At 65.3% G+C, this 23,139-nt stretch carries 20 protein-coding genes and 2 tRNA genes; 21 read left to right on the top strand and 1 reads right to left on the bottom strand.

Annotation, left to right across the window (positions count from 1 at the left end; translation table 11 throughout):
• Positions 1–26: 26 nt before the first annotated feature.
• The 16 genes from rpoZ (at position 27) to E3O45_RS10380 (ending at position 18,469) form a co-directional block, all read left to right on the top strand.
• On the top strand, positions 27–287 hold the full coding sequence (gene rpoZ / locus E3O45_RS10455; RefSeq protein WP_092107764.1) for a DNA-directed RNA polymerase subunit omega: 261 nt from the start codon (positions 27–29) through the stop codon (positions 285–287).
• 25 nt (positions 288–312) lie between these two features.
• Positions 313–1,539 carry a bifunctional phosphopantothenoylcysteine decarboxylase/phosphopantothenate--cysteine ligase CoaBC gene (gene coaBC / locus E3O45_RS10450; protein ID WP_134443347.1) on the top strand — a complete coding sequence of 409 codons (1,227 nt, stop codon included), beginning with the start codon at positions 313–315 and terminating at the stop codon, positions 1,537–1,539.
• A gap of 82 nt (positions 1,540–1,621) precedes the next feature.
• Complete coding sequence (gene metK / locus E3O45_RS10445; protein WP_134443346.1) at positions 1,622–2,815, top strand: methionine adenosyltransferase; 1,194 nt, start codon at positions 1,622–1,624, stop codon at positions 2,813–2,815.
• A 14-nt stretch (positions 2,816–2,829) separates the two neighbouring features.
• Positions 2,830–4,998, top strand: a complete 2,169-nt coding sequence (locus tag E3O45_RS10440) for a primosomal protein N' (protein WP_166789464.1) — start codon at positions 2,830–2,832, stop codon at positions 4,996–4,998.
• Positions 4,999–5,916 (top strand): methionyl-tRNA formyltransferase, encoded by a 918-nt coding sequence (gene fmt / locus E3O45_RS10435; protein WP_134443345.1) that lies wholly within the window; start codon positions 4,999–5,001, stop codon positions 5,914–5,916.
• On the top strand, positions 5,913–7,469 hold the full coding sequence (locus E3O45_RS10430; protein WP_134443344.1) for an RsmB/NOP family class I SAM-dependent RNA methyltransferase: 1,557 nt from the start codon (positions 5,913–5,915) through the stop codon (positions 7,467–7,469). The genes fmt and E3O45_RS10430 overlap by 4 nt, the downstream gene beginning before the upstream one ends.
• A gap of 42 nt (positions 7,470–7,511) precedes the next feature.
• Positions 7,512–9,377 (top strand): DNA primase, encoded by a 1,866-nt coding sequence (dnaG, locus tag E3O45_RS10425; protein WP_134443343.1) that lies wholly within the window; start codon positions 7,512–7,514, stop codon positions 9,375–9,377.
• Positions 9,378–9,559: 182 nt separating this feature from the next.
• Positions 9,560–11,194 carry an ABC transporter substrate-binding protein gene (locus E3O45_RS10420; RefSeq protein ID WP_134443342.1) on the top strand — a complete coding sequence of 545 codons (1,635 nt, stop codon included), beginning with the start codon at positions 9,560–9,562 and terminating at the stop codon, positions 11,192–11,194.
• 114 nt (positions 11,195–11,308) lie between these two features.
• The gene (locus E3O45_RS10415) at positions 11,309–12,382 is read left to right on the top strand and encodes an ABC transporter permease (protein ID WP_369828720.1); all 1,074 of its coding nucleotides are present in this window, start codon (positions 11,309–11,311) and stop codon (positions 12,380–12,382) included.
• Between the two features lie 2 nt (positions 12,383–12,384).
• Positions 12,385–13,467: an ABC transporter permease gene (locus E3O45_RS10410; RefSeq protein WP_134443341.1), complete on the top strand. Its 1,083-nt coding sequence runs from the start codon at positions 12,385–12,387 to the stop codon at positions 13,465–13,467.
• Positions 13,467–15,170: an ABC transporter ATP-binding protein gene (locus E3O45_RS10405; protein WP_134443340.1), complete on the top strand. Its 1,704-nt coding sequence runs from the start codon at positions 13,467–13,469 to the stop codon at positions 15,168–15,170. Before E3O45_RS10410 ends, E3O45_RS10405 begins: the two co-directional genes overlap by 1 nt.
• Before the next feature lie 5 nt (positions 15,171–15,175).
• Complete coding sequence (locus tag E3O45_RS10400) at positions 15,176–16,090, top strand: ATP-binding cassette domain-containing protein (protein ID WP_134443339.1); 915 nt, start codon at positions 15,176–15,178, stop codon at positions 16,088–16,090.
• A gap of 230 nt (positions 16,091–16,320) precedes the next feature.
• A tRNA-Asn gene (locus E3O45_RS10395) sits at positions 16,321–16,393 on the top strand.
• 124 nt (positions 16,394–16,517) lie between these two features.
• Positions 16,518–17,393 (top strand): sensor histidine kinase, encoded by an 876-nt coding sequence (locus tag E3O45_RS10390; protein WP_134443338.1) that lies wholly within the window; start codon positions 16,518–16,520, stop codon positions 17,391–17,393.
• Positions 17,394–17,402: 9 nt separating this feature from the next.
• On the top strand, positions 17,403–18,167 hold the full coding sequence (locus E3O45_RS10385; protein ID WP_134443337.1) for an AzlC family ABC transporter permease: 765 nt from the start codon (positions 17,403–17,405) through the stop codon (positions 18,165–18,167).
• The gene (locus E3O45_RS10380) at positions 18,164–18,469 is read left to right on the top strand and encodes an AzlD domain-containing protein (protein WP_134443336.1); all 306 of its coding nucleotides are present in this window, start codon (positions 18,164–18,166) and stop codon (positions 18,467–18,469) included. Before E3O45_RS10385 ends, E3O45_RS10380 begins: the two co-directional genes overlap by 4 nt.
• Here E3O45_RS10380 and def read toward each other — a convergent pair.
• The gene (gene def, locus E3O45_RS10375) at positions 18,466–19,038 is read right to left on the bottom strand and encodes a peptide deformylase (RefSeq protein ID WP_134443335.1); all 573 of its coding nucleotides are present in this window, start codon (positions 19,036–19,038) and stop codon (positions 18,466–18,468) included. The genes E3O45_RS10380 and def overlap by 4 nt on opposite strands.
• 40 nt (positions 19,039–19,078) lie before the next feature.
• Between def and E3O45_RS10370 the strand changes: the two genes are divergently transcribed.
• The 5 genes from E3O45_RS10370 (at position 19,079) to E3O45_RS10350 (ending at position 23,137) form a co-directional block, all read left to right on the top strand.
• On the top strand, positions 19,079–19,993 hold the full coding sequence (locus E3O45_RS10370; protein WP_134443334.1) for a DMT family transporter: 915 nt from the start codon (positions 19,079–19,081) through the stop codon (positions 19,991–19,993).
• Positions 19,994–20,152: 159 nt separating this feature from the next.
• On the top strand, positions 20,153–21,424 hold the full coding sequence (locus E3O45_RS10365; RefSeq protein ID WP_370450362.1) for a glycosyltransferase: 1,272 nt from the start codon (positions 20,153–20,155) through the stop codon (positions 21,422–21,424).
• A gap of 38 nt (positions 21,425–21,462) precedes the next feature.
• Positions 21,463–21,536 (top strand) — tRNA-Ile (locus E3O45_RS10360).
• A gap of 171 nt (positions 21,537–21,707) precedes the next feature.
• Positions 21,708–21,950, top strand: a complete 243-nt coding sequence (locus E3O45_RS10355; protein ID WP_134443333.1) for a helix-turn-helix domain-containing protein — start codon at positions 21,708–21,710, stop codon at positions 21,948–21,950.
• A gap of 80 nt (positions 21,951–22,030) precedes the next feature.
• Entirely contained in the window at positions 22,031–23,137 is a 1,107-nt protein-coding gene (locus tag E3O45_RS10350; protein ID WP_166789463.1) for a site-specific integrase, read from the top strand.
• Positions 23,138–23,139: the final 2 nt, after the last annotated feature.

Here is a 23,139-nt window from a genome sequence, read left to right as displayed (position 1 = left end):
CCGTGCTCTATTAGGAGTTGACACCAATGGCGAACAAGCCCACTGGCATCATTGACCCGCCCATCGACGACCTGCTCTCCAAGGTCGACTCGAAGTATGCCCTCGTGATTTTTGCGTCCAAGCGTGCGCGTCAGATCAACGACTACTACGCTGACCTGCACGAAGGCAGCCTGTTCGACAATGTCGGACCGCTCGTCGACTCGACCGTCGAAGACAAGCCGCTTTCCGTGGCCCTGCGCGAGATCAACGACGACAAGCTCGTTTCCCGCCCGATCGTCGAGGCGTAGCACACAGTTTTTTAAAGCGCGCAGGATGAAGACACCTCGCACGATCGTCGTCGGTATCACCGGCGGCATCGCAGCGTACAAGGCCGTTAACATTGTGCGCGCTTTTGTGTTGCACGGCGACTCCGTGCACGTCGTCGCCACCGCGGCCGCCCTGCGGTTTGTCGGTAAGCCGACGCTCGAGGCGATCTCCCGCAATCCCGTGCACACCGACCTCTATGAGGGGGTCGCCGAGGTACGCCACGTGGCCATCGGCCAGGGCGCCGACCTTATCGTGGTCGCCCCAGCCACCGCCAACAGCATCGCCAAGCTCGCCGCCGGCCTCGCCGACGACCTGCTCGGCAACACCATCCTGGCCAGCACCGCGCCGCTCATGATCGCACCGGCCATGCACACCGAAATGTGGAACAATCCGGCGACCATGGCGAACGTGGCCGTGTTGCGCTCGCGCGGCATCACCATCGTAGGCCCCGGTGTCGGCCGTCTGACCGGCACCGACTCCGGCGCCGGCCGGATGGAGGAACCGGAGACCATCGTTGCGGTGGCCCTGGCCATTCTTGATCGGGAGCCGCCTGCGGGGGAGGCCGCGGCATCCGCTCGGCAGGATCTCGCTGGACGACACGTGCTGATCAGCGCCGGCGGCACCCGGGAACCGCTCGACCCGGTGCGTTACCTCGGCAACCGGTCCAGTGGCAAGCAGGGTGTTGCGCTCGCCCAGGCTGCGCTCGCCCGTGGGGCTCGGGTTACCCTGGTCGCGGCCAACCTCGAGGTGCCGGTTCCGACTGGCGTGTCGTGCGTGCTGGTGGGTAGCGCCCAGGAGATGCTGGAGGCCATGACGACGGCCGCTGCATCGGCCGACGTGATCATCATGGCCGCCGCCGTCGCCGACTACCGGCCGAAGAGCGTACAGCTCGGCAAGATCAAGAAAGACGAGGTCGGCGACACCCTCACGCTCGAACTGGTCAAAAACCCGGACATTCTGGCCGGACTGTCCGCTTCCCGCAGACCGGGTCAGCAGATCATCGGCTTCGCTGCCGAAACCGAAGCGGATGCCGACCGGCTGATCGCACTCGGCCGCGAGAAAATCGCCCGCAAGGGCTGCGACTTTCTAGTGGTGAACCGGGTCGGCGTGGACGCCGGTTTCGGCACGGAAGGTAACACCGTCACGGTGCTCGATCACGGCGGAGTTATAGTGAACGAGGCCTCCGGAAGCAAAATGTCGGTGGCCAATTGCATACTTGACCTGATCGGTTAGCCGCGGCTTCGACAGACCGGCAGCACATTCAACTTCTACGTTTTTTATACGTAGTTCATCAACATCTACAGAGACGGGCCAGATGAGCGATCTTCGCCTCTTCACCTCGGAATCAGTCACCGAGGGTCACCCCGACAAGATCTGCGACCAGATCTCCGACAGCATTCTCGATGCCCTGCTCACCGACGACCCGCACAGCCGGGTCGCCGTCGAGACCCTCGTCACCACGGGCCTCGTGCACGTGGCCGGCGAGGTCACCACCGAGGCGTACGTCGAGATCCCGTTGATCGTGCGCAAGTGCATCACCGACATTGGCTACGACTCGTCGGATGTCTGGTTCGATGGCCGCTCCTGCGGTGTCGAAATCTCCATCGGCGGCCAGTCGCCCGATATCGCCCAGGGCGTTGACAATGCCTTTGAGACACGCGAGCAGTCCAGCCTCGACGACTTCGATCGGCAAGGCGCGGGCGACCAGGGCATCATGTTCGGTTACGCCACGCGCGAGACGCCCGAACTCATGCCGATCCCGATCTGGATCGCCCACCGGCTGGCCGAACGCCTGGCTCTCGTGCGCAAGAACGGCGAGCTTGACTACCTGCGCCCCGACGGCAAGACCCAGGTCACCATCGGCTACGACGGCATCATTCCGCGTACGGTCGAGACCGTCGTGGTCTCGACCCAGCACGCGCCGTCCGTGACCACGGAGCGGTTGCGCGCGGAGGTTGAAGAGCTCGTGATTCGCCCGGTGCTCGCGGGCATTGACCTTGACTCGTCATCGCTGTCGACCCTGATCAACCCCACCGGCCGCTTCGAAATCGGCGGCCCGCAGGGCGACGCCGGCCTCACCGGTCGCAAGATCATTATCGACACCTACGGCGGATCGAGCCGACACGGTGGTGGAGCGTTCAGCGGCAAGGACCCGTCCAAGGTCGACCGCTCGGCCGCCTATGCCATGCGCTGGGTCGCCAAGAACGCCGTTGCGGCCGGCCTGGCCGAGCGCCTCGAGGTGCAGGTCGCGTACGCGATCGGCAAGGCCTCCCCGGTCGGACTCTACGTCGAAACCTTCGGCACCGGCGTGCTGCCCGACAAGGAGATCACCGCGGCGATTCGTGCGGTGTTCGACCTGCGCCCGGCCGCCATCATCCACTCCCTTGACCTGCTGCGTCCCATTTACGCGCAGACGGCCACCTACGGCCACTTCGGCAGGGAGCTTCCCGACTTCACCTGGGAGCGCCTCGATAAGGTCGACGACCTGCGCAGCGCCGCCGGCCTCTGAACTCTGGCCTCATCATGACGCACACCGGCCTGGTCGCACGGGTGCTGATCGATTCCCCGCTGCCGCAGCTTGACCACCTGTTCGACTACGGCGTACCCGCCGAACTGGTCGGGCAGGTGGCTGTCGGGGTGCGGGTCAAGGTGCCTTTTCGCTCCGGTGGGCGGGTCATCGACGCCTATGTGATCGAGCTGTTTGATCCCCGCGCTGAGTCCGCTTCGACAACGGATGCCGCCTACCGCGGCGCGCTCAGCCCGCTTGACTCGGTCGTTTCCACGGCGGTCGTACTCACGCCGGCCGTCTGGAAGCTGGCGCGCCGACTAGCGGATCGGGCGGCGGGGAACGCGAGTGACATCATCCGTCTCGCCGTGCCGCCGCGCCAGGTGCGCGTTGAAAAGGCCTGGCTGGCGGCGCGGGCTGCTGCTGTTGTTGTACCCGTTGCACGGGAGCCTGGTTTCTCGGCCGCTCCGGAGCCTGCCGTCCCGGACGCACCGGTTATGCCAGCCGCGCCTTCCGAGACCGCCGTCCCGATACCGCCACCCGCTTCGGCACCGAACCATCCGCTGGTCGAGCCTGTCGAGACCGCCATTCCGACACCGTCGCCCGTCTCGATTGCCCTGGCGACTCCCGCGTTCGTCGGCTACCCGACCGGCCGCCTCGACAGCGTCATTATGGAGCACCACCGGGTTGCCGTCGCCGCGATCCCCGAACTCACGCAGCTCGACGACGGCACGACCATCGGCCGCTGGGCGCAGACCCTCGCCGAACTCGCCGTCGCCACCCTCGGTGCCGGGCAGAGCGCCATCCTCTGCGTTCCCGACTTTCGCGACCAGGACCAGGTGCAGGCCGCCGTGGCCCAGCTCGCCCCGACCCTGCCGCTGAGCCGGGTCGACGCCCGCCAGCCGAACCCCGACCGCTACCGCGCCTTCCTCGCCTGCCTGCAACCGGAACCGCGCATCATCCTCGGCAACCGCTCGGCCGTCTACGCCCCGGCGCAGGACCTGGGCCTCATTGCCGTCTGGGACGACGGCGACCCGCTCTACACCGAGCCGCTCAGCCCCTACGTGAACACCCGCGACGCGGCCTTGGTGCGTCAGCAGAACACCGAATGCGCCCTGGTCTTTCTCGGCCATTCGCGCAGCGTCGAAACCCAGCGGCTGGTCGAGCTGGGCTACCTCGCCGACGTGAATCCGGCCGCCGGCCGGCACCCGCGCATTATCCCCACCGACTTTCAATCCGAGCCCGACCAGCAGACCCGCGCAGCCCGCATCCCCTCGGCGGCGTGGCAAGCCGCCCGCGAGGCTCTGGGCCACGGCCCCGTGCTCGTGCAGGTCGCGAGCCCCGGCTATGCGCCCATGCTCGCCTGCCAAAGCTGCAAGAAGGCCTCCCGGTGCACGCATTGCCAGGGCCCGCTCGGGCTTAAATCGGCCTCGGCCGTGCCGTCCTGCCGCTGGTGCGGCGCACTCGCGGCCGGTTGGACCTGCGCCCACTGCGAGGGCACCAAACTGCGTGTGGTGACGCTCGGCACCGGACGCACCGCCGAAGAGCTCGGCCGAGCTTTCCCGGGGGCCCGGGTGATCGTCGCCGACGGCGACCACACCATTCAGACACTCGGGGCCGAGCCGGCCCTGGTCATCGCGACTCGCGGCGCCGAACCGGTTCCGACCGGAGGCTATCGCGCCATTCTCATTCTCGATGGCGAACGCATGCTCGCCCGGGAATCCCTGCGCGTCGGCGAGGACTGCCTGCGCTGGTGGGCCAACGCCGCCGCCCTCGCCGCCCCTGGCGCTCCCGTAATCCTCGCCGGAGTCGGCGGGGCGCTCGCCCGCGCGCTCAACGCCTGGCACCCGGATATCTTCGCTGCGAGTGAGCTCGCCGACCGCCGCCAGCTGCGGTTTCCGCCGGCAGTGCGCGTCGCCTCCGTCACCGGAACCGCCGCCGATGTCGACGCCGCCCTCGCCGATCTCAGTGCGGTGGCCGGCCTCGATGTGCTCGGCCCAGTCGACACCGAGGCGCCACTGGTTCGTGCGGTAGTTCGATTCGGCTATGCCCGCGGCGATGAGGTGGCCCATGCGCTCAAGGCCGCGGTCGTGCGTAACGCCGCCAAGCGCCGCAAGCCGAAGTCCGGTTCGTTCCAACCGGCACCTACACTTAAAGTTCGATTCGATGACCCGGAGCTGCTCTAAATGAAAATCGTCTTTGCCGGCACGCCCGAGGTCGCCGTACCCAGCCTCACGGCCCTGGCCGGTACCGATCACGAGATTGTGACCGTCATCACCCGAGCGGATGCCCCGCTCGGCCGCAAGCGCACCCTCACCCCGTCGCCGGTCGCCCTGGCTGCCGCGGAGTGGGGGTACCCGGTGCTCAAGACCAACCGGCTCGACGCCGAGGCGACCGAGACTATCCGTGCCCTGCAGCCCGACCTCGGCGTTATCGTCGCCTACGGCGGAATCGTGCGCGAACCACTGCTCTCGGTGCCGCGCCTCGGCTGGATCAACCTGCACTTCTCCCTCCTGCCGCGGTGGCGCGGGGCATCTCCGGTTCAGCGCGCCGTGATCGCCGGTGATGAGCTGACCGGTGCTGCCGTGTTCCAGCTGGTGCCCGAGCTCGATGCCGGCGATGTGTTCGGAAGCTTTTCCCGGCCCCTCGGCGTACATTCCACATCGGGAATACTTCTCGACGAGCTCAGCCACAGTGGCGCCGAACTGCTGCTGCGGGTCGTGGGCGGGCTCGCGGCCGGTACTGCCGTGGCCGTGCCGCAGACCGGCGAAGTCACCCTCGCCCCGAAACTGACCAGGGACGACGCACGCATCGATTTCGACCAGCCGGCAGCATCCGTTTATAGCCGTATTCGCGGCGTGACCCCCGAACCCGGCGCGTTCACCACGGTGAACGGTGCCGTTCTCAAACTTCTCGAGGTCGCTCCGAGCGTCGACGAGCCGAACCTGCCTGCCGGAACTATTCTGCAGCGTGAAAAAACAGTGCTCGTGGGCACGCAGACCGAACCGTTGGTTTTGCTGCGCGTGCAACCGGCCGGAAAGACAGCAATGACAGCGAACGACTGGTGGCGCGGAGTGGCAGCAGAATCGGTGATCGCATTATGAGCGACGATCGCACGGGGGGAAGAGGCAATGCCGGCGAGGCGCGTTCTGGCGCAGCGGGTGCCGGCGCACCGCGTTCTGGCACGGCCCGTTCTGGGGCCGCGCGTTCTGGCGGGTCGGCTGGCGACAGCGCCGCCGACTCTGCGTACTCTGGCGGTGTGCCGCGCGCGCGCCAGGCCCCGGCCGATTTCGTGCAGCCGGCCCGCCGCATCGCCTACGAGGTGATCGCCGCCGTCCGCGAGTCCGACGCCTACGCGAACCTGTTGCTGCCGACCCGTATTCAGCGTGCCGCTCTCAATACAGCGGATGCCGCCCTCGCGACCGAGCTCACCTACGGCACCCTGCGCATGCAGGGCTTCTACGACCGCGTGATCGCCCTCGCCGCGAACCGTCCCGTCAGCGCGATCGATCCCGCAATTCTCGACGTGCTGCGCCTCGGTGCCCACCAGCTTCTCGCCACGCGGGTCGCCACCCATGCCGCGGTCAACGAGTCGGTCTCGCTCGCCAAGCAGGTCGGCTCACGCTCCGCGACGGGATTCACCAATGGGGTGCTGCGCACCATCTCCCGCTCGAGCGCTGAGGAATGGCGCGATCTGGTGCTGGAGGGCTCGGTCAACGCCGATGACCGGCTCGCCGCCGAATTCTCTCACCCGGCCTGGATCGTGCGCGCTTTTCGCAAGGCTCTGCAGGCTGAGGGCCATGAAAGCGAGCTCTCGGACCTGCTTGCCGCCGACAATATGGCGGCCAAGGTCAACATGGTGGCGCTGCCCGGTCTCGCGACCGACGCAGATCGCGAACGCCTCGGCCTCGCCGACGAGTTCTCGCCGGTCGGTTTCGTGCTGGATTCCGGCGACCCGTACCATCTGGTGACCGCGACGGAAGGCCGCGTTCGGGTGCAGGACGAGGGCTCGCAGATCGCCGCCCTGGCGCTCAGCCGGGCGCGGCCCATCATTCCGGGCGAGCGCTGGCTCGACCTCTGCGCCGGCCCCGGCGGCAAGGCCGCCCTGCTCGCCTCCGAAGCACGCGCCGGGGGAGCTGTGCTCGTAGCGAACGAGCTCGTACCGGCCCGGGCAACCCTCGTGCGCACCGCCCTGACGGCTCTGCCCGAAACGGTTCCGGTGTGGGAAGTGGATGGCACCACCATCGGCCAGACACACCCGGACACCTTCGACCGCATTCTGCTCGACGCGCCGTGCACGGGCCTCGGCGCTCTGCGCCGTCGGCCAGAGGCGCGCTGGCGCAAGCAGCCCAAGGACGTTGCCGACCTCGCCGGTTTGCAGTCCGGACTCATCGACGCGGCCCTGCTCGCGCTCAAGCCCGGCGGCATCCTGGCCTATGTGACGTGCTCGCCGCACACCGCCGAGACCCGCGCGATCGTCGCCCTGGCGGTGCGCAAGGCCGGCGGAACCGTGACGGCGCTCGACACGGCTGCCGTCGTGCAGTCATTCAGCGCCGCCAACCTCGATCTGCCCGCCGATACCGGCAGCGTTCAGCTGTGGCCGCACCGCCACGGCACCGACGCCATGTTCATCACGCTGCTGCAGCGCGCCCTCTAGCCTCGCGTCGGTGCTGTCGGTGCGCACCGATACAATTTACTTATGGCTGGACTGATTCGACAAAGCGACATCGAAGAGGTCAAGGCCCGTACCAATATCGCGGACATCATCGGTGACTATGTCACCCTGAAGTCCGCCGGTGTCGGCTCAATGAAGGGCCTCTGCCCCTTCCATGACGAACGCAGCCCCAGCTTTCACGTGCGTCCGCAGGTTGGCTTCTACCACTGCTTCGGCTGCGGCGAGAGCGGCGACGTCTATTCCTTTCTGCAGAAGATGGACCACGTCAGCTTCAGTGAGGCCGTTGAGCGGCTTGCCGGTCGGGTCGGCCTCGACCTGCACTACGAAGACGGTTCCGGAGCGGCCCCGGACCACGGCAATCGCGCCCGCCTGCTCGCGGCCAACCAGGCGGCATCCGATTTCTTCATCGACCAGCTCGGCAGCGCGGGCGCTGAGGTCGGCCGGGCGTTTCTGGGGCAGCGCGGTTTTGACGCTGCCGCGGCGACCCGGTTCGGCGTCGGGTTTGCGCCCAAGAGCTGGGACGAACTGACCAACCACCTCCGCGCCAAAGGCTTCACCACCGAGGAACTCACCTTGTCCGGTCTGGTCTCGAGCGGCGATCGCGGCATCTACGACCGTTTTCGTGGGCGCCTGGTCTGGCCGATTCGCGACATCACCGGGCAGACCATTGGCTTCGGAGCGCGCAAGCTGCTCGACGACGACAAGGGCCCGAAATACCTCAACACACCCGAATCACCCGTCTACCACAAGGCTCAGGTACTTTACGGCCTCGACCTCGCCAAGCGCGACATCTCGCGCAGTCACCAGGTCGTCGTGGTCGAAGGCTACACCGACGTGATGGCGTGCCATCTGGCCGGCATCACCACTGCCGTCGCTACCTGCGGCACCTCGTTCGGCGTCGACCACATTAAGGTGTTACGCCGCGTGCTCGGCGATGACTCCGGTGTCGGCGAAGTCGTCTTCACCTTCGACCCCGACGCTGCCGGTCAGAAGGCCGCCATGCGCGCCTTCAGCGAGGAGCAGCGGTTCTCCGCTCAGACCTACGTCGCGGTCGGCCCGGAGGGCCTCGACCCCTGCGACCTGCGCCTGCAGCGCGGCGATGATGCGGTCAGGAGAATGGTCGACGCGAAGAAGCCGATGTTCGAGTTCATGATTCGGCAGATCCTCTCCCAGTACAACCTCGACACGGTCGAGGGTCGCACGGCCGCCCTGCGCGCCGCAGCCCCCGTCGTCGGCGATATTCGCGACCCGGTGCTGCGCCCCGGCTACACCCGGGAACTCTCGCGCATGCTCGGCGTCGATATGGGCGAGGTTGCCAGGGCCGTCACCAACGCCCAGTCCGGAGCGCGCTCGTCGGCGAGCGGCGGGCCGAACGCTCCCCGGCATGCCGGCGCGGTCGAAGTGCTGCCAGAGCGCCCATTCTCGCTGGTCGAATTGCCCGGCGACCCGGTCACCCGACTCGAGCGCGACGGCCTCATGGCCATGCTGCAGCGCCCAACGCTGATCGGCCGGGACATCCTCGACAGCGCGGTGCAGACATCGTTTGCGAATAGCTCTCTCGCGGTGGTGCGCGACGCGATCGCGTCGAGCTTGCCGCACTTCGAGGCGCCCGACTGGCTCGATCGCGTCGTCGCGGAGGTTCCGGACACCCTGAAGAACCTTGTTCAGGAGCTCGCCATGGCCAATCTGCCCGAGCGCACCGAGAAAGACGTCACCCGCTACGTGCGCGAGATCACCATCGTGCTCATTGACAAAGACCTGCTGCGCCTCAAGGCCGAATTGCTCGGCCGACTGCAACGAGCGGATGCCAGCGAGACCGAGATGTACCGCACGCTCCAGCGCGAACTCGTGCGCGTCGAGGCCGAGCGACGCGCCCTCCGCGACGAGTGACCCACGCGCAACTTCTGAGTCAGCGCATGAGCAACGACTTTGTTGCAGATACGTAAAGAAGCTGCGGCTGATCGTGGCAATCTGCGCATTCTGTGCTAATTCTTGGCTAACAGCAATGAACAGCTGCGCCCATTCTCGGGTTCTCCTGGTCATGAGACTTCTACAGGAAGAGGACGACGGATATGACATCCGCATTCACTAACGGCAAGCGCGCTCTCGCTGCCACAGCAGGCTTCGCGGTCGCGGCGCTGGTACTGGCCGGCTGCTCAGCGGGCGGCAGCACGACTACCGACAACGCAGGCGGCCCGATCACAATCGGCACCACAGACAAGGTCACCACCCTCGACCCGGCCGGCTCGTATGACTCCGGTTCCTTCTCGGTGCAGACCCAGGTCTTCCCGTTCCTGATGAACAGCGCCTACGGCACAGCGGATGTCGAGCCCGACATCGCCGTCAGCGCCGAGTTCACCTCACCGACGGAATACACCGTCACCCTCAAGCCCGACCTCGAATGGGCCAACGGCAACGCGCTCACCGCGTCCGACGTCAAGTTCAGCTTCGATCGTCAGCTGGCCATCGCCGACGAAAAGGGCCCGTCCACCCTCCTGGGCAACCTCGAGAGCACTGAGGCCGTCGACGACACCACGGTCGTCTTCACCCTGAAGGCCGGAAACGACCAAATCTTCCCGCAGATCCTGTCCAGCCCCGCCGGCGTCATCGTGGATGAGGACTCCTTCTCCGCGACGGAGGTGACTTCCGACGACGACATTGTCGCAGCGGAGGCCTTTGCCGGCCAGTATGTGCTGACGAGCTACGACTTCAACAACCTGCTCTCGTATACGGCCTACGAGGGCTACCAGGGCCTGCTCGGCGCCGCCAAGACCGACGTCATCAACGTCAAGTACTACACCGACGCGTCCAACCTCAAGCTCGACATTCAGGAAGGCAACATCGACGTCGCATGGCGCAGCCTGTCGGCGACCGACATTGACGACCTCCGCGGCAACGACGCTGTCAGCGTCGTTGACGGCCCCGGCGGCGAGATCCGCTACATCACCTTCAACTTCAACACGCAGCCCTTCGGCACGACGACCGCTGACGCCGACCCGGCCAAGGCACTCGCAGTGCGCGCGGCCGTTGCCGATATCGTTGACCGCGAAGAACTCGCCGACCAGGTCTACAAGGGCTCCTACACCCCGCTGTATTCCTACGTTCCCGCTGGCATGACCGGTGCCACCGAGTCGCTTAAGGGTCTCTACGGCGACGGTGCGGGCGGACCGGACATTGAGAAGGCCGCGGCAGACCTCGCCGCAGCCGGCGTGACCACCCCGGTTGCACTCAACCTGCAGTACAACGCGGACCACTACGGCCCCGGCTCGAGCGACGAGTATGCGCTGATCAAGGACCAGCTGGATGCTTCCGGCCTGTTCACGGTCAGCCTGCAGTCCACCGAGTGGGTTCAGTACTCCAAGGACCGAGTAGCTGACGTCTACCCCGCTTACCAGCTTGGTTGGTTCCCGGACTACTCCGACGCTGACAATTACCTGACGCCGTTCTTCGCCCAGAACAACTTTCTCCAGAACCACTACGACGACGCCGAGGTCGATGCCATGATCAAAGAACAGGCCGTCACGAATGACCCCGAGGCGCGCACCGCGCTCATCGAGGAAATCCAGGACAAGGTCGCGGCTGCACTCTCCACCGTTCCGCTGCTCCAGGGAGCACAGGTCGCTATCACTGGGCCGAGCATCACCGGGACCGAAGACACGCTCGACGCGTCGTTCAAGTTCCGTTATGGCGCGCTTGCCAAAGGTTAGAACGTAGTAAGGCTAGAGTTTTCTCTAGTTTGATCACCGGGGGTATCCAGTGCTGATAGCGCTGGATACCCCCGATTCTTGTGCAATTGTGAGGTAGTAATGACCACTGTGGCGATGAAGCCGCCCATGCCGGCGGCCGGGCGTTCCAAGAAGAACACCAGCCCGGGCGGTGGCATAGGCCGTTACCTCCTCGTACGATTCCTCCTCATCTTCCCCACCATTTTTATTCTGGTGTCGATGGTGTTCTGGCTGATGCGCACGACGGGAGACCCGATCACCGCCGCGCTCGGCGGAAAGCTCGGTCCCGACCAGCTCGCCGTCCTCATTAAGGAGGCCGGCTATGACCGACCCATCCTCATCCAATATTTCGAGTACCTCGGTCAGGTCTTCACCGGCAACTTCGGCACGACGATCAGCACCAACCGTCCGGTGTCCGAGGTACTGCTCACCTACGGATCCGCGACGGCCGAGCTCGTGTTCTACGCGCTCATCGTGGCGTTCATCGTCGGTATTCCCCTCGGCATGGTTGCAGCGTACTGGCGGGACAAGGCGCCCGATGCCTTCCTGCGCGTGGCCGCCATTCTCTTCTATGCCACCCCGGTGTTTTTCGCCGGACTCCTGTTGAAACTTGTCTTCGCTGTCTGGCTCAAGGTCTTGCCGGTCGCCGGTCGTGCCACCGTCAGCTCGGAACTGGAGATGGGGTTCCTGCCCGACAAGACCGGGATCTACTTCATCGACGCGTTGAAAACGGGCAATCCCGCCGTCTTCGGCGATGTGCTGCTGCACGCTGTGCTTCCCGCGGTGGCACTCGGACTGCTCACCGCGGGCGTCTTTCTCCGCCTGGTGCGCACCAACGTCATCGGTACCCTGGGCACCGACTATGTGGATGCTGCCCGCTCGCGTGGTGTCAATGAGTTTCGGCTGGTCAGCAAGCACGCTTACCGCCCCGCGCTCATCCCGATCATCACCGTCATCGGCTTGCAGGTGGCCCTGCTGCTCGGCGGCGCTGTACTGACCGAGACCACCTTTGAGTGGAAGGGGCTGGGCTTCATGCTCATTGAATTCATCAAGGCACGTGACTTCGTGGCGGTGCAGGGCATTGTGGCGCTCCTCGCTGTGATCGTGGCCCTGTCCAACTTCATCGTGGACATCATTGCCGCGCTCATTGACCCGAGAGTGCGGTACTAGCCATGACTATTGACACCACTCACGCCCCCAAGGCTCCGCTGTGGACTCGGCTGCCCGTCGTGCATCAACTCCGCCAGAGCGTCGGCCTGCAACGGGGAATGCTCGTGGTCGGCCTCGTCCTCACCGGCATCTTCATTCTCACCGCGATCTTCGCACCGCTGCTCGCACCGTATGGCTACAGCCAGCTGCGCGATGACAGTGGCCCCTTCGGCGCCCAGCAGGAGCCCGGCGGCGACCACCTGCTTGGCACCACCGTCGGCGGCTACGACGTGCTGTCGCGGGTCATTTGGGGCTCGCAGACCGCGATCACCGTCATGGTCATTGCCGTCGTGCTGTCGATCTTCGCCGGTGTGGCCCTGGGCCTCGTCTCCGGTTACTTCGGCGGCTGGCTCGACCGCGTACTCGTCGTCGTCTGCGACGCCGTCTACGCCTTCCCGGCGCTGCTGCTCGCCATTGTCATGGGGATCGTCATCTCCGGCGGTCGCTCCGGCCTGTGGGGTGGAATCTTCGCTGCCGCGATCTCCATCACCGTGGTCTTCATCCCGCAGTACTTCCGGGTGATTCGTGCGGAGACTGTGCGCATCAAGGCCGAGGCCTACGTGGAATCGGCCCGAGTGCTTGGCGCGAGCAACGGCCGCATCATGTTCCGTCACGTTCTGCGCAACGCCACCCGCACCCTGCCGCTGATCTTCACGCTCAACGCTTCGGAAGCCCTGCTGACCCTGGCCGGCCTCGGGTTCATCGGCTTCGGCATCGAACCCTCCTCCGCCGCCGAGTGGGGCTACGACCTGAACAAGTCACTCTCCGACGTCACGAGTGGCATCTGGTGGACCAGCCTGTTCCCCGGACTGGCCATTGTTCTCGTCGTGCTCGGCATCACCCTGGTCGGCGAGAGCCTCAACGACCTCGCCGACCCGCGCCTGCGCAGTCGCCGTGCCCCCGGAAAGACGGCCGGCAACGTCGCAGCGACCAGCGTCATTCCCGGTGGAACTCTGGCTGCCGGTCCTGGCGGTATCGACGGGCTCGAAGCCGGCCTGCCGGCGCACGACCAACACGTGAACGACGACCCATTCGAGGCCAAATAATGAGCGCGCAGTCCCTTCCCGACGTCGTACGCATCGACAACCTCAATGTGACCTTCGCCACCGACGGTGGCGCGGTCAAGGCCGTCGACGGCGTGAGCCTGCGCGTCGCTCCCGGAGAAGTGCTCGCCATCGTGGGGGAGAGCGGCAGCGGCAAAACCGTCACCGCGAAGACCATCCTCGGCCTGCTGCCCGAGACGGCTACCGCCCACGGTGCCGTCATCCTGAGCAGCAAGGACGGTTCCAACTCCAACGACGTGCTCTCCGTCAGCAAGCAGAAACTGCGTCAACTGCGGGGAACGGATGTTTCCATGGTCTTCCAGGAGCCGTCAACGGCCCTGAACCCCGTGTTCACCGTCGGTTGGCAGATTGCCGAGGGCATCCGGGCCCACGGTGAATTCAGCCGCAAGGAAGCCCGCGCCAAGGCGATTGAGATTCTCGGCCGGGTCGGTATCCCCGACCCGGAGAGCCGCGTCGACTACTACCCGCACCAGTTCTCCGGCGGCCAGAAGCAGCGGGTCGTCATCGCCATGGCCCTCGTGCTCGACCCCGGGCTCATTGTCGCCGACGAGCCGACCACGGCGTTGGATGTGACCGTGCAGGCCGAGATCCTCGACCTTCTCCGCCGCTGCCGCGACGAATTCGGCACCGCCATCGTGTTGATCACCCACAATATGGGTGTCGTCGCCGATCTCGCCGACCGCGTCGTCGTGATGTACGAGGGCAAAGTCGTCGAAGAAGCTCCAGCCCAGGAGCTGTTCTCCAACCCCAAACACGAGTACACCAAGCGACTGCTCGGCTCTGTGCCCCGCGTTGGCCACGGCACGGTACGGGCAACCGCACGGTTGCAGGCTCGGGAGTCCGATTGGGTGAATCAGACCCCGGTCGTCGTGGCGAACAATCTGAAGATCCAGTATCCGGGCCGGCTCGGCAAACCCGGTTTCACCGCCGTCGACGGGGTGAGCTTCAGCATCCGCCCAGGCGAGGTACTCGGCCTGGTCGGCGAGAGCGGATCCGGCAAGACCACCATCGGCCGGGCCATGGGCGGTCTCACCAAGGTGACCGGCGGCTCGCTGACGGTACTGGGCCATGAGATGAATGGTTTCAGGGAACGCGCCTTCAAGAAGGTGCGCAGCGACATCGGATTTGTCTTTCAGGACCCGGCTTCGAGCTTCAACCCGTTACTCAGCATTGCCGAATGCGTCGCTGAGCCGCTCGTCGTGCACGGGCGGGCAGCGAACACCCGGGCTGCCCGCAAGCGGGTAGACGAACTGCTCGAAGCCGTGCAGCTGCCCAAAGCTTTCGGCGACCGGTACCCGCACGAGCTCAGCGGTGGCCAGCGGCAACGGGCCAGCCTGGCTCGTGGGCTCGCGCTCGAGCCGAGCCTGCTTATCGCCGATGAACCGACCAGCGCTCTCGACGTGTCCGTGCAGGCGAAGGTGCTCGAACTCTTCGCCGAGATCCAGGCGGAATTCGGGTTCGCGGCCTTGTTCATCAGTCACGACCTTGCCGTCGTCGACATTCTCGCTGACCGCATTGCCGTGTTGTACAAGGGAAAATTGGTCGAGGAAGGCACCGGCGCCGAGGTGCTCGGGGCTCCGAAAGATCCGTACACGCAGCGGCTGCTCGCCTCGCTTCCGGTGCCCGACCCGGCCACGCAGGCCCTGCGCCGGGACGAGCTTCGCCTTCTGCGTGCGGCAAGATAGACCGTATGAAGCAAGGCGCGGCATCCGTTCCCCCGATCAATTCCAGTGATCTGACCATCGAATACCCGCCGCACGGGGCGAGCCCGGCGTTTGTCGCGGTGCACGGCTTCACCCTGCGCATCGCGCCCGGCGAAGTCGTCGGGCTGCTCGGCGAGAGTGGTTCCGGCAAGAGCACTCTGGCCCGGGTGCTCTCCGGTGACGCGTTTGTCAGCGAGAGCACCGGCATCCGTCCCCAGATCACCGGGGGCGAGGCGACCGTGCTCGGCTTCGGCCTCCGCCGTATCAGCAAACGCAAGCTGGCGCGGCTCACCTTCGGCGTCGGCCTGCTCGCCCAGGACGCGGCCGATACCCTGCCGTCGACCATGACGGTCGCCGAGATTGTCGCCGAACCGGTGCTCGAACGCGATCGACGCTACAACCGTCGTGCCCTCGGGGTACGGGTCGCCACCATGATCGATGCGGTGCGGTTGCCACTGGTCGTTCTCGGCCAGTACCCCTATGAGCTCTCCAGCGGCCAGCGTCAGCGCGTGGCGCTGGCGCGCGCCCTTGTGTTCGGACCGTCGCTCTTGATCGCTGACGAGCCTACAGCGGGCGTTGACGTTACGGTTCGGGGCGCCATTATCGACCTGATCAGCGAGCTGCAGCTGGAGCGATCTTTCTCGGCGCTCGTGATCAGCCACGACCTAGCCGTGCTGAGGCAGGTCGCCAACCGTATCGGTGTCATGCATCAGGGTGTTTTGGTTGGCCTCGGCACCATCGAGGAGGTTTTTCGGGACCCGTGGCACCCGTATGTCAAGGGACTTGCCGCCGCCCTGCAGCCAGCCGAAGTCGAACCGAACGTTCACACCGACGTCGACGAGGCCAGCGCGCCCGATGCCGCCGATAGCGGCGATGAAACGGATACCGCAGTCGGTTTTTGAGACCAATCCCGGCCAGTCCCTCCTGATTTCGGGTCGGAGTAGTCGTGACCCGCGCCGACACGCCCGAACGTACTTTGGTGCGTGAGACTGCGCAACTGTTGCGTCGGCCCGACTTTCCGGGGCTGAACGGGTTCTGAACCCTTCGAATGGCGCCAGCGGAGGCGAACAGAACCCGTTGTGGTTTGGGCCCCGCAAGAAAACTTGGTAAAGTAGCAGCGCTGCTCAAGCATTCCTCGATAGCTCAATTGGCAGAGCAGCGCACTGTTAATGCGCAGGTTCTTGGTTCGAGTCCAAGTCGGGGAGCGAAAGGCCACTCAGGGCTCCACCCCGGGTGGCCTTTTTTGTCGGTCTATTCCGGCCGACAAAAAAGGTCTTCCTCAATTTTCAACGTGCGCCAGGGCTTCGGCACAAGAGACGGCGGTCAGCAGTGGAGTTCGCGCAACTTCTGGTACCGGCGCTCGGCGCACTGTGTGGTGCGTTGTTGGTGCTCTGGGTGATCGGCCTGCTGCGCTCTCGCCGGATCATCTTTGACCGCAACGCCGCCGAGCGCGTGCGCATCGAGCTGGAACTGTCTCTCGCCGAGCAACAGGGGCGCCTGGCTATCATCCGTGAGCTGCAGGACGGCGCCGTGCTCACCATTGCCCGCCTGATCACCCGGGCTGAAGGCGCACGGTACACCGCCGAAAGTGATCCCTCCACGGCCGTACGTGCCGCCACCGCGCTCGTCGACGACGGCCGAGTGGCCCTCGCGGACATGCGTCGGGTGCTGACGATCGTGCGCGAAGGCGAAACCGTCGGCGCCCTGCAGCCCGGCCCGCAGTCCACCCGCGACCTGTTTCGGGTCATGCGCGACGCCGGACTGGTAGTCAGTTTCAGCGAATCCGGCGAGCGCTTCGCCCTCAAGGCGGGCGCCGAATTGGCCATTTTCCGCATTCTGCAGAGCGCCCTGTCGAACGCGCTCAAGCATGGTGGCCTCGGCACCGAGGCCCGTGTGTCGTTCACCTGGACGCAGGACGGCCTGCAGCTGCTCGTCGATGATGACGGCATTCGGGCCGCCGCCCGTCGTGACGGCAAGGAGGCCGGTGAACAGGCGGCGCGCACCCCGTATTCGATCGAAGACGACCTCAAGGCTCTCAGCGAGAGCATTGCCGGCCCCGGCATCACGCAGATGCGCGAGCGTGCCCAGCTGTTCGGCGGCGTGTTCAATGCCGGAACCGTGCCCGGCCTGGGGTTCTCCGTCTCGGCCGTGTTCCCATCGCTGCGCTTTCACAACGGCGTGCATGGCGTCGACCTGTCCCGGTAGACCAGCGGCATGAGCGAAATTCTCGCCGAAAAGGTGGACGAACAGCGTCAGCAACGACTGGCGACCCGCGAAGGCATCGCCGTGGGGCTCGCGACCGCCGCCTACGGAGTGTCCTTCGGCGCGCTGTCGGTCGCCGCCGGACTCGACATCTGGCAGACCTGCTTCATCAGCGTCGTGATGTTCTCCGGCGGTTCGCAGTTCGCCCTGGTCGGTGTGCTCGCCGCCGGCGGTGTCGCGGCCGGCCCGGCGGCGATCGCGAGCGCGGCCCTCCTCGGCGTGCGAAACGGCATCTACGGCATGCGCACCGCACCCATTGTCGGCACCGGGCTCTGGAAACGGTTCGCCGCCGCCTGGATCACCATCGACGAATCGACGGCGGTCGCCCTGGCCCAGCCCACCCCGCGTAGTCGGCGGGTCGGCTTCTGGGTCACCGGTCTCGCCGTCTTCATCGGCTGGAACATCACGACCCTGCTCGGCGCCCTGATCGGTGACGCCCTCGGAGACACTCGGGCTTACGGCCTCGATGCGGCTGCCGCAGCGGCCTTCGTCGGCCTGCTCTGGCCACGATTGAAGCGGATGCAGGCGGTCGCGGTGGCCGTCGCCGCTGCGGTCGTCGCCGCGACGCTCACCCCCGTGCTCATGCCGGGCCTGCCCGTGCTGGTTGCAGCGCTCGTCGCGGTCGTGGTCGGCCTGTTCAACTGGCTGGGCACACCCGGCGTGCCGGGCGGGGCATCCACTCGCCGACCGAGCGATGGATCGGGGCTGGACTCATGACGCTCTGGCAGATCATCATTGCCGCCTCGATCGCCGTGCTGGCACTCAAACTCGCCGGATACCTGGTGCCTCCGGCTCTGTTGCACAAGCCAACGCCGGCCCGCATCGCCGATCTGCTGACCGTGGCCTTGCTGGCCGCGTTGATCGCGGTGCAGACGCTCGGCAACGGTCAGGCGCTGTTGCTGGATGCTCGCATTCCAGCGGTCATCGTGGCGGCTGGCCTGTTTGCGATCAAGACGCCGTTCATCGTGGTGGTGCTCGTGGCAGCCTTGGTCGCGGCCGGGCTGCGCGCGTTGACCTAGCCTTCGAGGTTGTCGACGCCGGGGATCCAGCTCAGGCCCGGAACGCCCCAGCTCTTCTTGCGTACGACCTTGGCGGCCATCTTGGCGTAGACGTGCTCCAGCCGGTCAACGTAAAGCGTGCCGTCGAGGTGATCGAACTCGTGCTGGAAGATGCGGGCGAGCCAGCCATCCGCTCGAATTTCAAAGGGCTGTTGCTCAGCGTCGACAGCTCGCAGAATGGCCGATTCGGCTCGTTTGAGCGGAAAACGTTCACCGGGAAAGGACAGGCAGCCCTCGTCCTCGTCGGCATCCTCATCGTCGACCGGTTCGGCGGAGACCGGGGTGATCCAGAGCTCCGGGTTGATCGCGACGCCTCGCCAGGTCACTTCGTCGTCGTCCTGATAGCTGTAGGTGAAGATTCGCAGCCCGACACCCACCTGCGTGGCGGCCAATCCCACCCCCGGCGCAGCATCCATCGTCTCGAACATGTCTCGCACCAGGTCGCGCAGATTATCGTCGAAATCGACGACGGGAGCTGCGGGGGAGTGGAGAACGGGGTCACCTGAAATTACTATCGCGCGTACGGGCATTTCTCCAGAATATCGGCAAGCTTGTGGGTAGGGTCATGAAGTGACCTCTGACCTAACCGATCTGGCGAGTGAAATCGCCATTGATCCCAGGCAGGCCATCGGAATTCCGCTGGCCCTGGTCGGCGCGGTCTTCCTATCGCTGGGTGCTCAGTTTCAGCATCGCGGCGTCACCAAGGTCGAAGCGCGCACTGAAGCGGTCACCGGTGGACTCAACGTTCGGCAGCTGACCTTACTGCTCGCGCGACCTTCCTGGGTGTTCGGATCGCTCATGCTCGGCCTGGCGATCGTGTTTCAGCTCACGAGTCTGGCCTTTGCGCCCATTATTGTCGTGCAGCCGCTCGGCGCGGTTGCCCTTGTGATCACGGCAATTCTGAATGCCCGGGTCAGCCGGGTCAGCCTCAACCGAGCAAGTATCATCGCGATCTCGATGTGCGTGGGGGGTGTCGGGCTGTTTGTGACCGTAGCTGCGTTCACCGCCATCGACAAACCGGTCACCGACCGCAATTTGACCACGATTCTTATCGTGCTCACGGTCGTCCTCTTGCTCTTCGCGCTGGCGTTCGGCTTTCTCCGTCACCGTTCGCAGGCAGTCTTCTATATTCTCGGCGCCGGGGTGCTGTACGGATTTGTCGCGACTCTCGCCAAAGTCGTCATCAACCGCACCCAGAACGGAAATTTCGAGTGGCTGACCCTGACCTGCGTGCTTGGGTTGCTGCTCGCCGCTGCGCTCGGAGCCTATTTCGTGCAGAACGCGTATGCCTCCGGGCCACCGGATCTCGTCATTGCGGGGCTGACCGTCGTTGATCCTCTGGTTGCGGTGGGAATCGGCATTATTGTGCTCGGCGAGGCCAGCCAGGCACCGCCGGCAGCGGCCGTCGCCTTCGTCGTGGCGGGCGCCATCGCCATTTGGGGTGTCTTCTTGCTCGCACGGTATCATCCCCAGTTGGATCGCTGAAACGTGAAGAATTTTGGTGTTCCACGGTGCGGGCGCGTCTCGCGATGCTCGGTTTAGAATAGGGTCGTGTACGCCGCGTCAACGACCGAGCGCGCCCGAGACTTTCTGCCGGACGATGTTCCCGGCCCACCAACGTAGGGACCACTCCACTTGTCAGATGTGACCGACTTGCAGAGCAGCCCGACTCCGGGCGTTACGCCACAGCGTGGCCCGAATGCCTCGGCGAAAAAACCGCCGATTCGGGTGCTCATCGCTGCGGACACGTTTGCTCCCGACGTGAACGGGGCTGCGCGTTTCGCCGAGCGGCTCGCCGCCGGCCTGGTGGAACGAGGCCACGAGGTTCAGATCATGGCGCCCGCTGCATCACGCAAGCACGGCAGCCGGACCGAGATACACGAGGGCCAGCCCATGGTGGTGCACCGCCTGCACAGCTGGCGCTGGTATCCGCACGACTGGCTGCGGTTTGCGCTGCCGTGGCTGGTTCGCGGCCAGAGCCGTCGCATTCTCGATTCCTACCGCCCAGACGTCGTGCATTTTCAGTCGCACATCAACGTCGGGCGTGGCGTGTCGATCGAGGCGGCGAAGCGGGACATTCGTTTGGTTGGTACGAACCATTTCATGCCCGAGAACATGGTGAAATTTTCCCTGGTTCCGTTGGGTTTTCAGGATCGCGTGATCAAGGCAGCCTGGCGAGCGGCCCGGCGCACGTTCGGACGTGCCGCAGCGGTGACTACGCCCACCCGGCGGGCCGCCCAGTTCCTGGAAAAATACACCGGGCTGACCGGTATCCACGCCATTTCCTGCGGCATTGACGCTGATAACTACTCGCCGAATTTTGAACCACGCACGGAGAACCGCATTCTGTTTGTGGGGCGGGTCACCGGCGAGAAGCAGATCGACGTGCTACTCGAAGCGGTGGCGAAGTTGAATCCCGACCTCGATGTGCAGGTCGAAATCGTGGGCGGGGGAGACCAGAGACGCAACCTGGAGCACCTGGCTGACACCCTCGGCATCCGCTCACGGGTCACGTTTACCGGGTACGTGACGGATGCGGAGCTGCGCGCGGCGTACTCGCGGGCGACGGTTTTCGCGATGCCGTCGATCGCCGAGCTGCAGAGCATCGCCACCATGGAGGCTATGGCCTCCGGATTGCCGATCGTCGCCGCTGACGCCATGGCGCTCCCGCACCTCGTGCATGACCATGCGAACGGGTACCTGTTCAAGCCGAGCGATGCGCAAGATCTCGCCGACAAACTCACTGTCGTGCTCACGGCGACGCCGGAGCTCCTGGAGGCGCTCAAGCGCGAGTCGCTCAAGCTCATTGCCGCGCACGACATCAAGCGCACGTTGAGCACATTCGAATGCCTGTATCGTGGGGAGCCGGTGGGCGATTTGGTCACCAACGGGGCCTCGGCGCATCTGCCGGAGTAGTCACGTAGTTCTGGCGGGACGTTTTGGTCGCGCTTTTTGGGGCGGTAGCTCAGCTGGTTAGAGCAGCGGACTCATAATCCGTCGGTCCCGGGTTCAAGTCCCGGCCGCCCTACTGTAAATTTCATCTGATCAGGGCTTCTTGTCTGTACCGAAAGGGCAAGACTTGACGCACTATCCGTTTATTAACCGTTTATTCAAAAATTTCCGCCTTCTCCGGGTGTTCAGAGAGAAGGTGCACGACCCAGTTCGAGTCATCTGGAGTGACCTCGGTTACCTATGGGTTATGGACAGCGAACGACACCTCGGGCTCGGGCTCGGCCTTGAGCCAGTTTTAACGACAAGCGACCTCGCCGAATATCTCGGCGTGCAAGCGCAAGCGATCTACGACCTGCGTGCCGGCGGCCGTGGCCCGTCCGGCATTCGAGTCGGCCGAGAGATTCGCTACCGCGTTTCCGACGTGGTGCGGTGGCTGGACGGCCTCCACGAGCCCGAACCATCCAGCAGCGCTCACGGGGACAGACGCTGATGGCCGGACGACCTCGGCTCCCGATCAGCACGTTCGGTGCCATTACGACTCAACAGGTCAGTCTCGGGATTTTTCGCTCCGTGACTCGCTTCCGCGACTGGGACGGTCAGACGCGCAAGGTGACCGCGACCGGCTCGAGTCGTAACGACGCGCAGGCAGCCCTCAAGTCGGACCTAGCGGCCCGCCTACGGGCCGGCGGTAGCGGCGACTTGCTCACGGCGAGCTCACCATTCCTGCTGCTCGCTGCCGCCTGGATGGAGGACGTGATGCTCGACGTTGACCGCACTCAGGGTACGAAAGACACCTACCAGCGCGAACTGCGCGTGCTTGTCTTGCCCTTCTTCGAGAACTTTACGATTCGTGAAGTGACCGTTGGGCGGATCGAGCTCTTCCTGAGGCAGCAGCGCGCGCAGTCGTACCCGAGAGCGAAGCACTCTCGCACGCTGCTCGGCATGATCCTGGCCTTTGCCGTGCGACGGGAGATCATTCCGCGTAATCCTATGAAGGAGACCTCGCGGATGAAGAAGCCCCCGCACACGCCGAAGGCACTCACGACCGAGCAGATCGCTGCGATCCGCCTCGCAGCCCGCGAATGGCGCATGGAAGACGGCAGGATGGGGCCACGATCCGACGGCCAGGTGCGGGACATCATCGAGGTGATGCTCGGCACCGCAACTCGCATCGGCGAGGCACTCGCGCTGCGGCAGTGCGACGTCGACATGGACGCCGATCCGCCGCGGGTCAACATCAGCGGCACGCTCGTTGTGCATAACAAGGCCGGCGTGCATCGCCAGGAGCATCCCAAGACGCATGAGTCGAACCGAGTCATTGGCGTGCCGCAGTTCGCGGCCGATGTGATTCGCCAACGTCTGGCACTACTCGATCCGGACGACGCAGAGCACTTGCTGTTCTACTCCCGCGTTGGCACCCCGCTCACGCCATACAACGTCAGGCGCACGTTCCGGGGGATACTCCGCAATGCTGGCCTCGAGGGCCTGGGCATCACTCCGCACTCCTTTCGCCGCACGGGGGCGACGCTGCTCGCCAACGAGCTCGGCATGCAGGCTGCCGCCGACATGCTCGGGCACACGTCCACGTCGACGACGAAGGCCCACTACGCCGAGCCCGACCGCACAGTGAAGCCCGGGCCCGCCGCCGTGCTGCAGAAGCTCGCGCCACCACGGTGAGG

This window comes from Cryobacterium sp. TMS1-20-1, from assembly GCF_004402355.1.
Classification (GTDB): Bacteria; Actinomycetota; Actinomycetes; order Actinomycetales; family Microbacteriaceae; genus Cryobacterium; species Cryobacterium levicorallinum.
The sequence above is the reverse complement of the archived record's forward strand: the minus strand, read 5'-3'. Positions and strand labels throughout refer to the sequence as shown.

What these genes read in the sequence shown, in the direction of transcription:
- E3O45_RS10415 (WP_369828720.1), top strand. Translation starts at nt 11,309, where the DNA reads ATGAAGCCGCCCATGCCGGCGGCCGGGCGTTCCAAGAAGAACACCAGC.
- rpoZ (WP_092107764.1), top strand. Translation starts at nt 27, where the DNA reads ATGGCGAACAAGCCCACTGGCATCATTGACCCGCCCATCGACGACCTG.
- E3O45_RS10355 (WP_134443333.1), top strand. Translation starts at nt 21,708, where the DNA reads ATGGACAGCGAACGACACCTCGGGCTCGGGCTCGGCCTTGAGCCAGTT.
- def (WP_134443335.1), bottom strand. Translation starts at nt 19,038, where the DNA reads ATGCCCGTACGCGCGATAGTAATTTCAGGTGACCCCGTTCTCCACTCC.
- E3O45_RS10405 (WP_134443340.1), top strand. Translation starts at nt 13,467, where the DNA reads ATGAGCGCGCAGTCCCTTCCCGACGTCGTACGCATCGACAACCTCAAT.
- E3O45_RS10420 (WP_134443342.1), top strand. Translation starts at nt 9,560, where the DNA reads ATGACATCCGCATTCACTAACGGCAAGCGCGCTCTCGCTGCCACAGCA.
- E3O45_RS10440 (WP_166789464.1), top strand. Translation starts at nt 2,830, where the DNA reads ATGACGCACACCGGCCTGGTCGCACGGGTGCTGATCGATTCCCCGCTG.
- E3O45_RS10430 (WP_134443344.1), top strand. Translation starts at nt 5,913, where the DNA reads ATGAGCGACGATCGCACGGGGGGAAGAGGCAATGCCGGCGAGGCGCGT.
- E3O45_RS10380 (WP_134443336.1), top strand. Translation starts at nt 18,164, where the DNA reads ATGACGCTCTGGCAGATCATCATTGCCGCCTCGATCGCCGTGCTGGCA.
- E3O45_RS10410 (WP_134443341.1), top strand. Translation starts at nt 12,385, where the DNA reads ATGACTATTGACACCACTCACGCCCCCAAGGCTCCGCTGTGGACTCGG.
- fmt (WP_134443345.1), top strand. Translation starts at nt 4,999, where the DNA reads ATGAAAATCGTCTTTGCCGGCACGCCCGAGGTCGCCGTACCCAGCCTC.
- dnaG (WP_134443343.1), top strand. Translation starts at nt 7,512, where the DNA reads ATGGCTGGACTGATTCGACAAAGCGACATCGAAGAGGTCAAGGCCCGT.
- E3O45_RS10400 (WP_134443339.1), top strand. Translation starts at nt 15,176, where the DNA reads ATGAAGCAAGGCGCGGCATCCGTTCCCCCGATCAATTCCAGTGATCTG.
- coaBC (WP_134443347.1), top strand. Translation starts at nt 313, where the DNA reads ATGAAGACACCTCGCACGATCGTCGTCGGTATCACCGGCGGCATCGCA.
- E3O45_RS10385 (WP_134443337.1), top strand. Translation starts at nt 17,403, where the DNA reads ATGAGCGAAATTCTCGCCGAAAAGGTGGACGAACAGCGTCAGCAACGA.
- metK (WP_134443346.1), top strand. Translation starts at nt 1,622, where the DNA reads ATGAGCGATCTTCGCCTCTTCACCTCGGAATCAGTCACCGAGGGTCAC.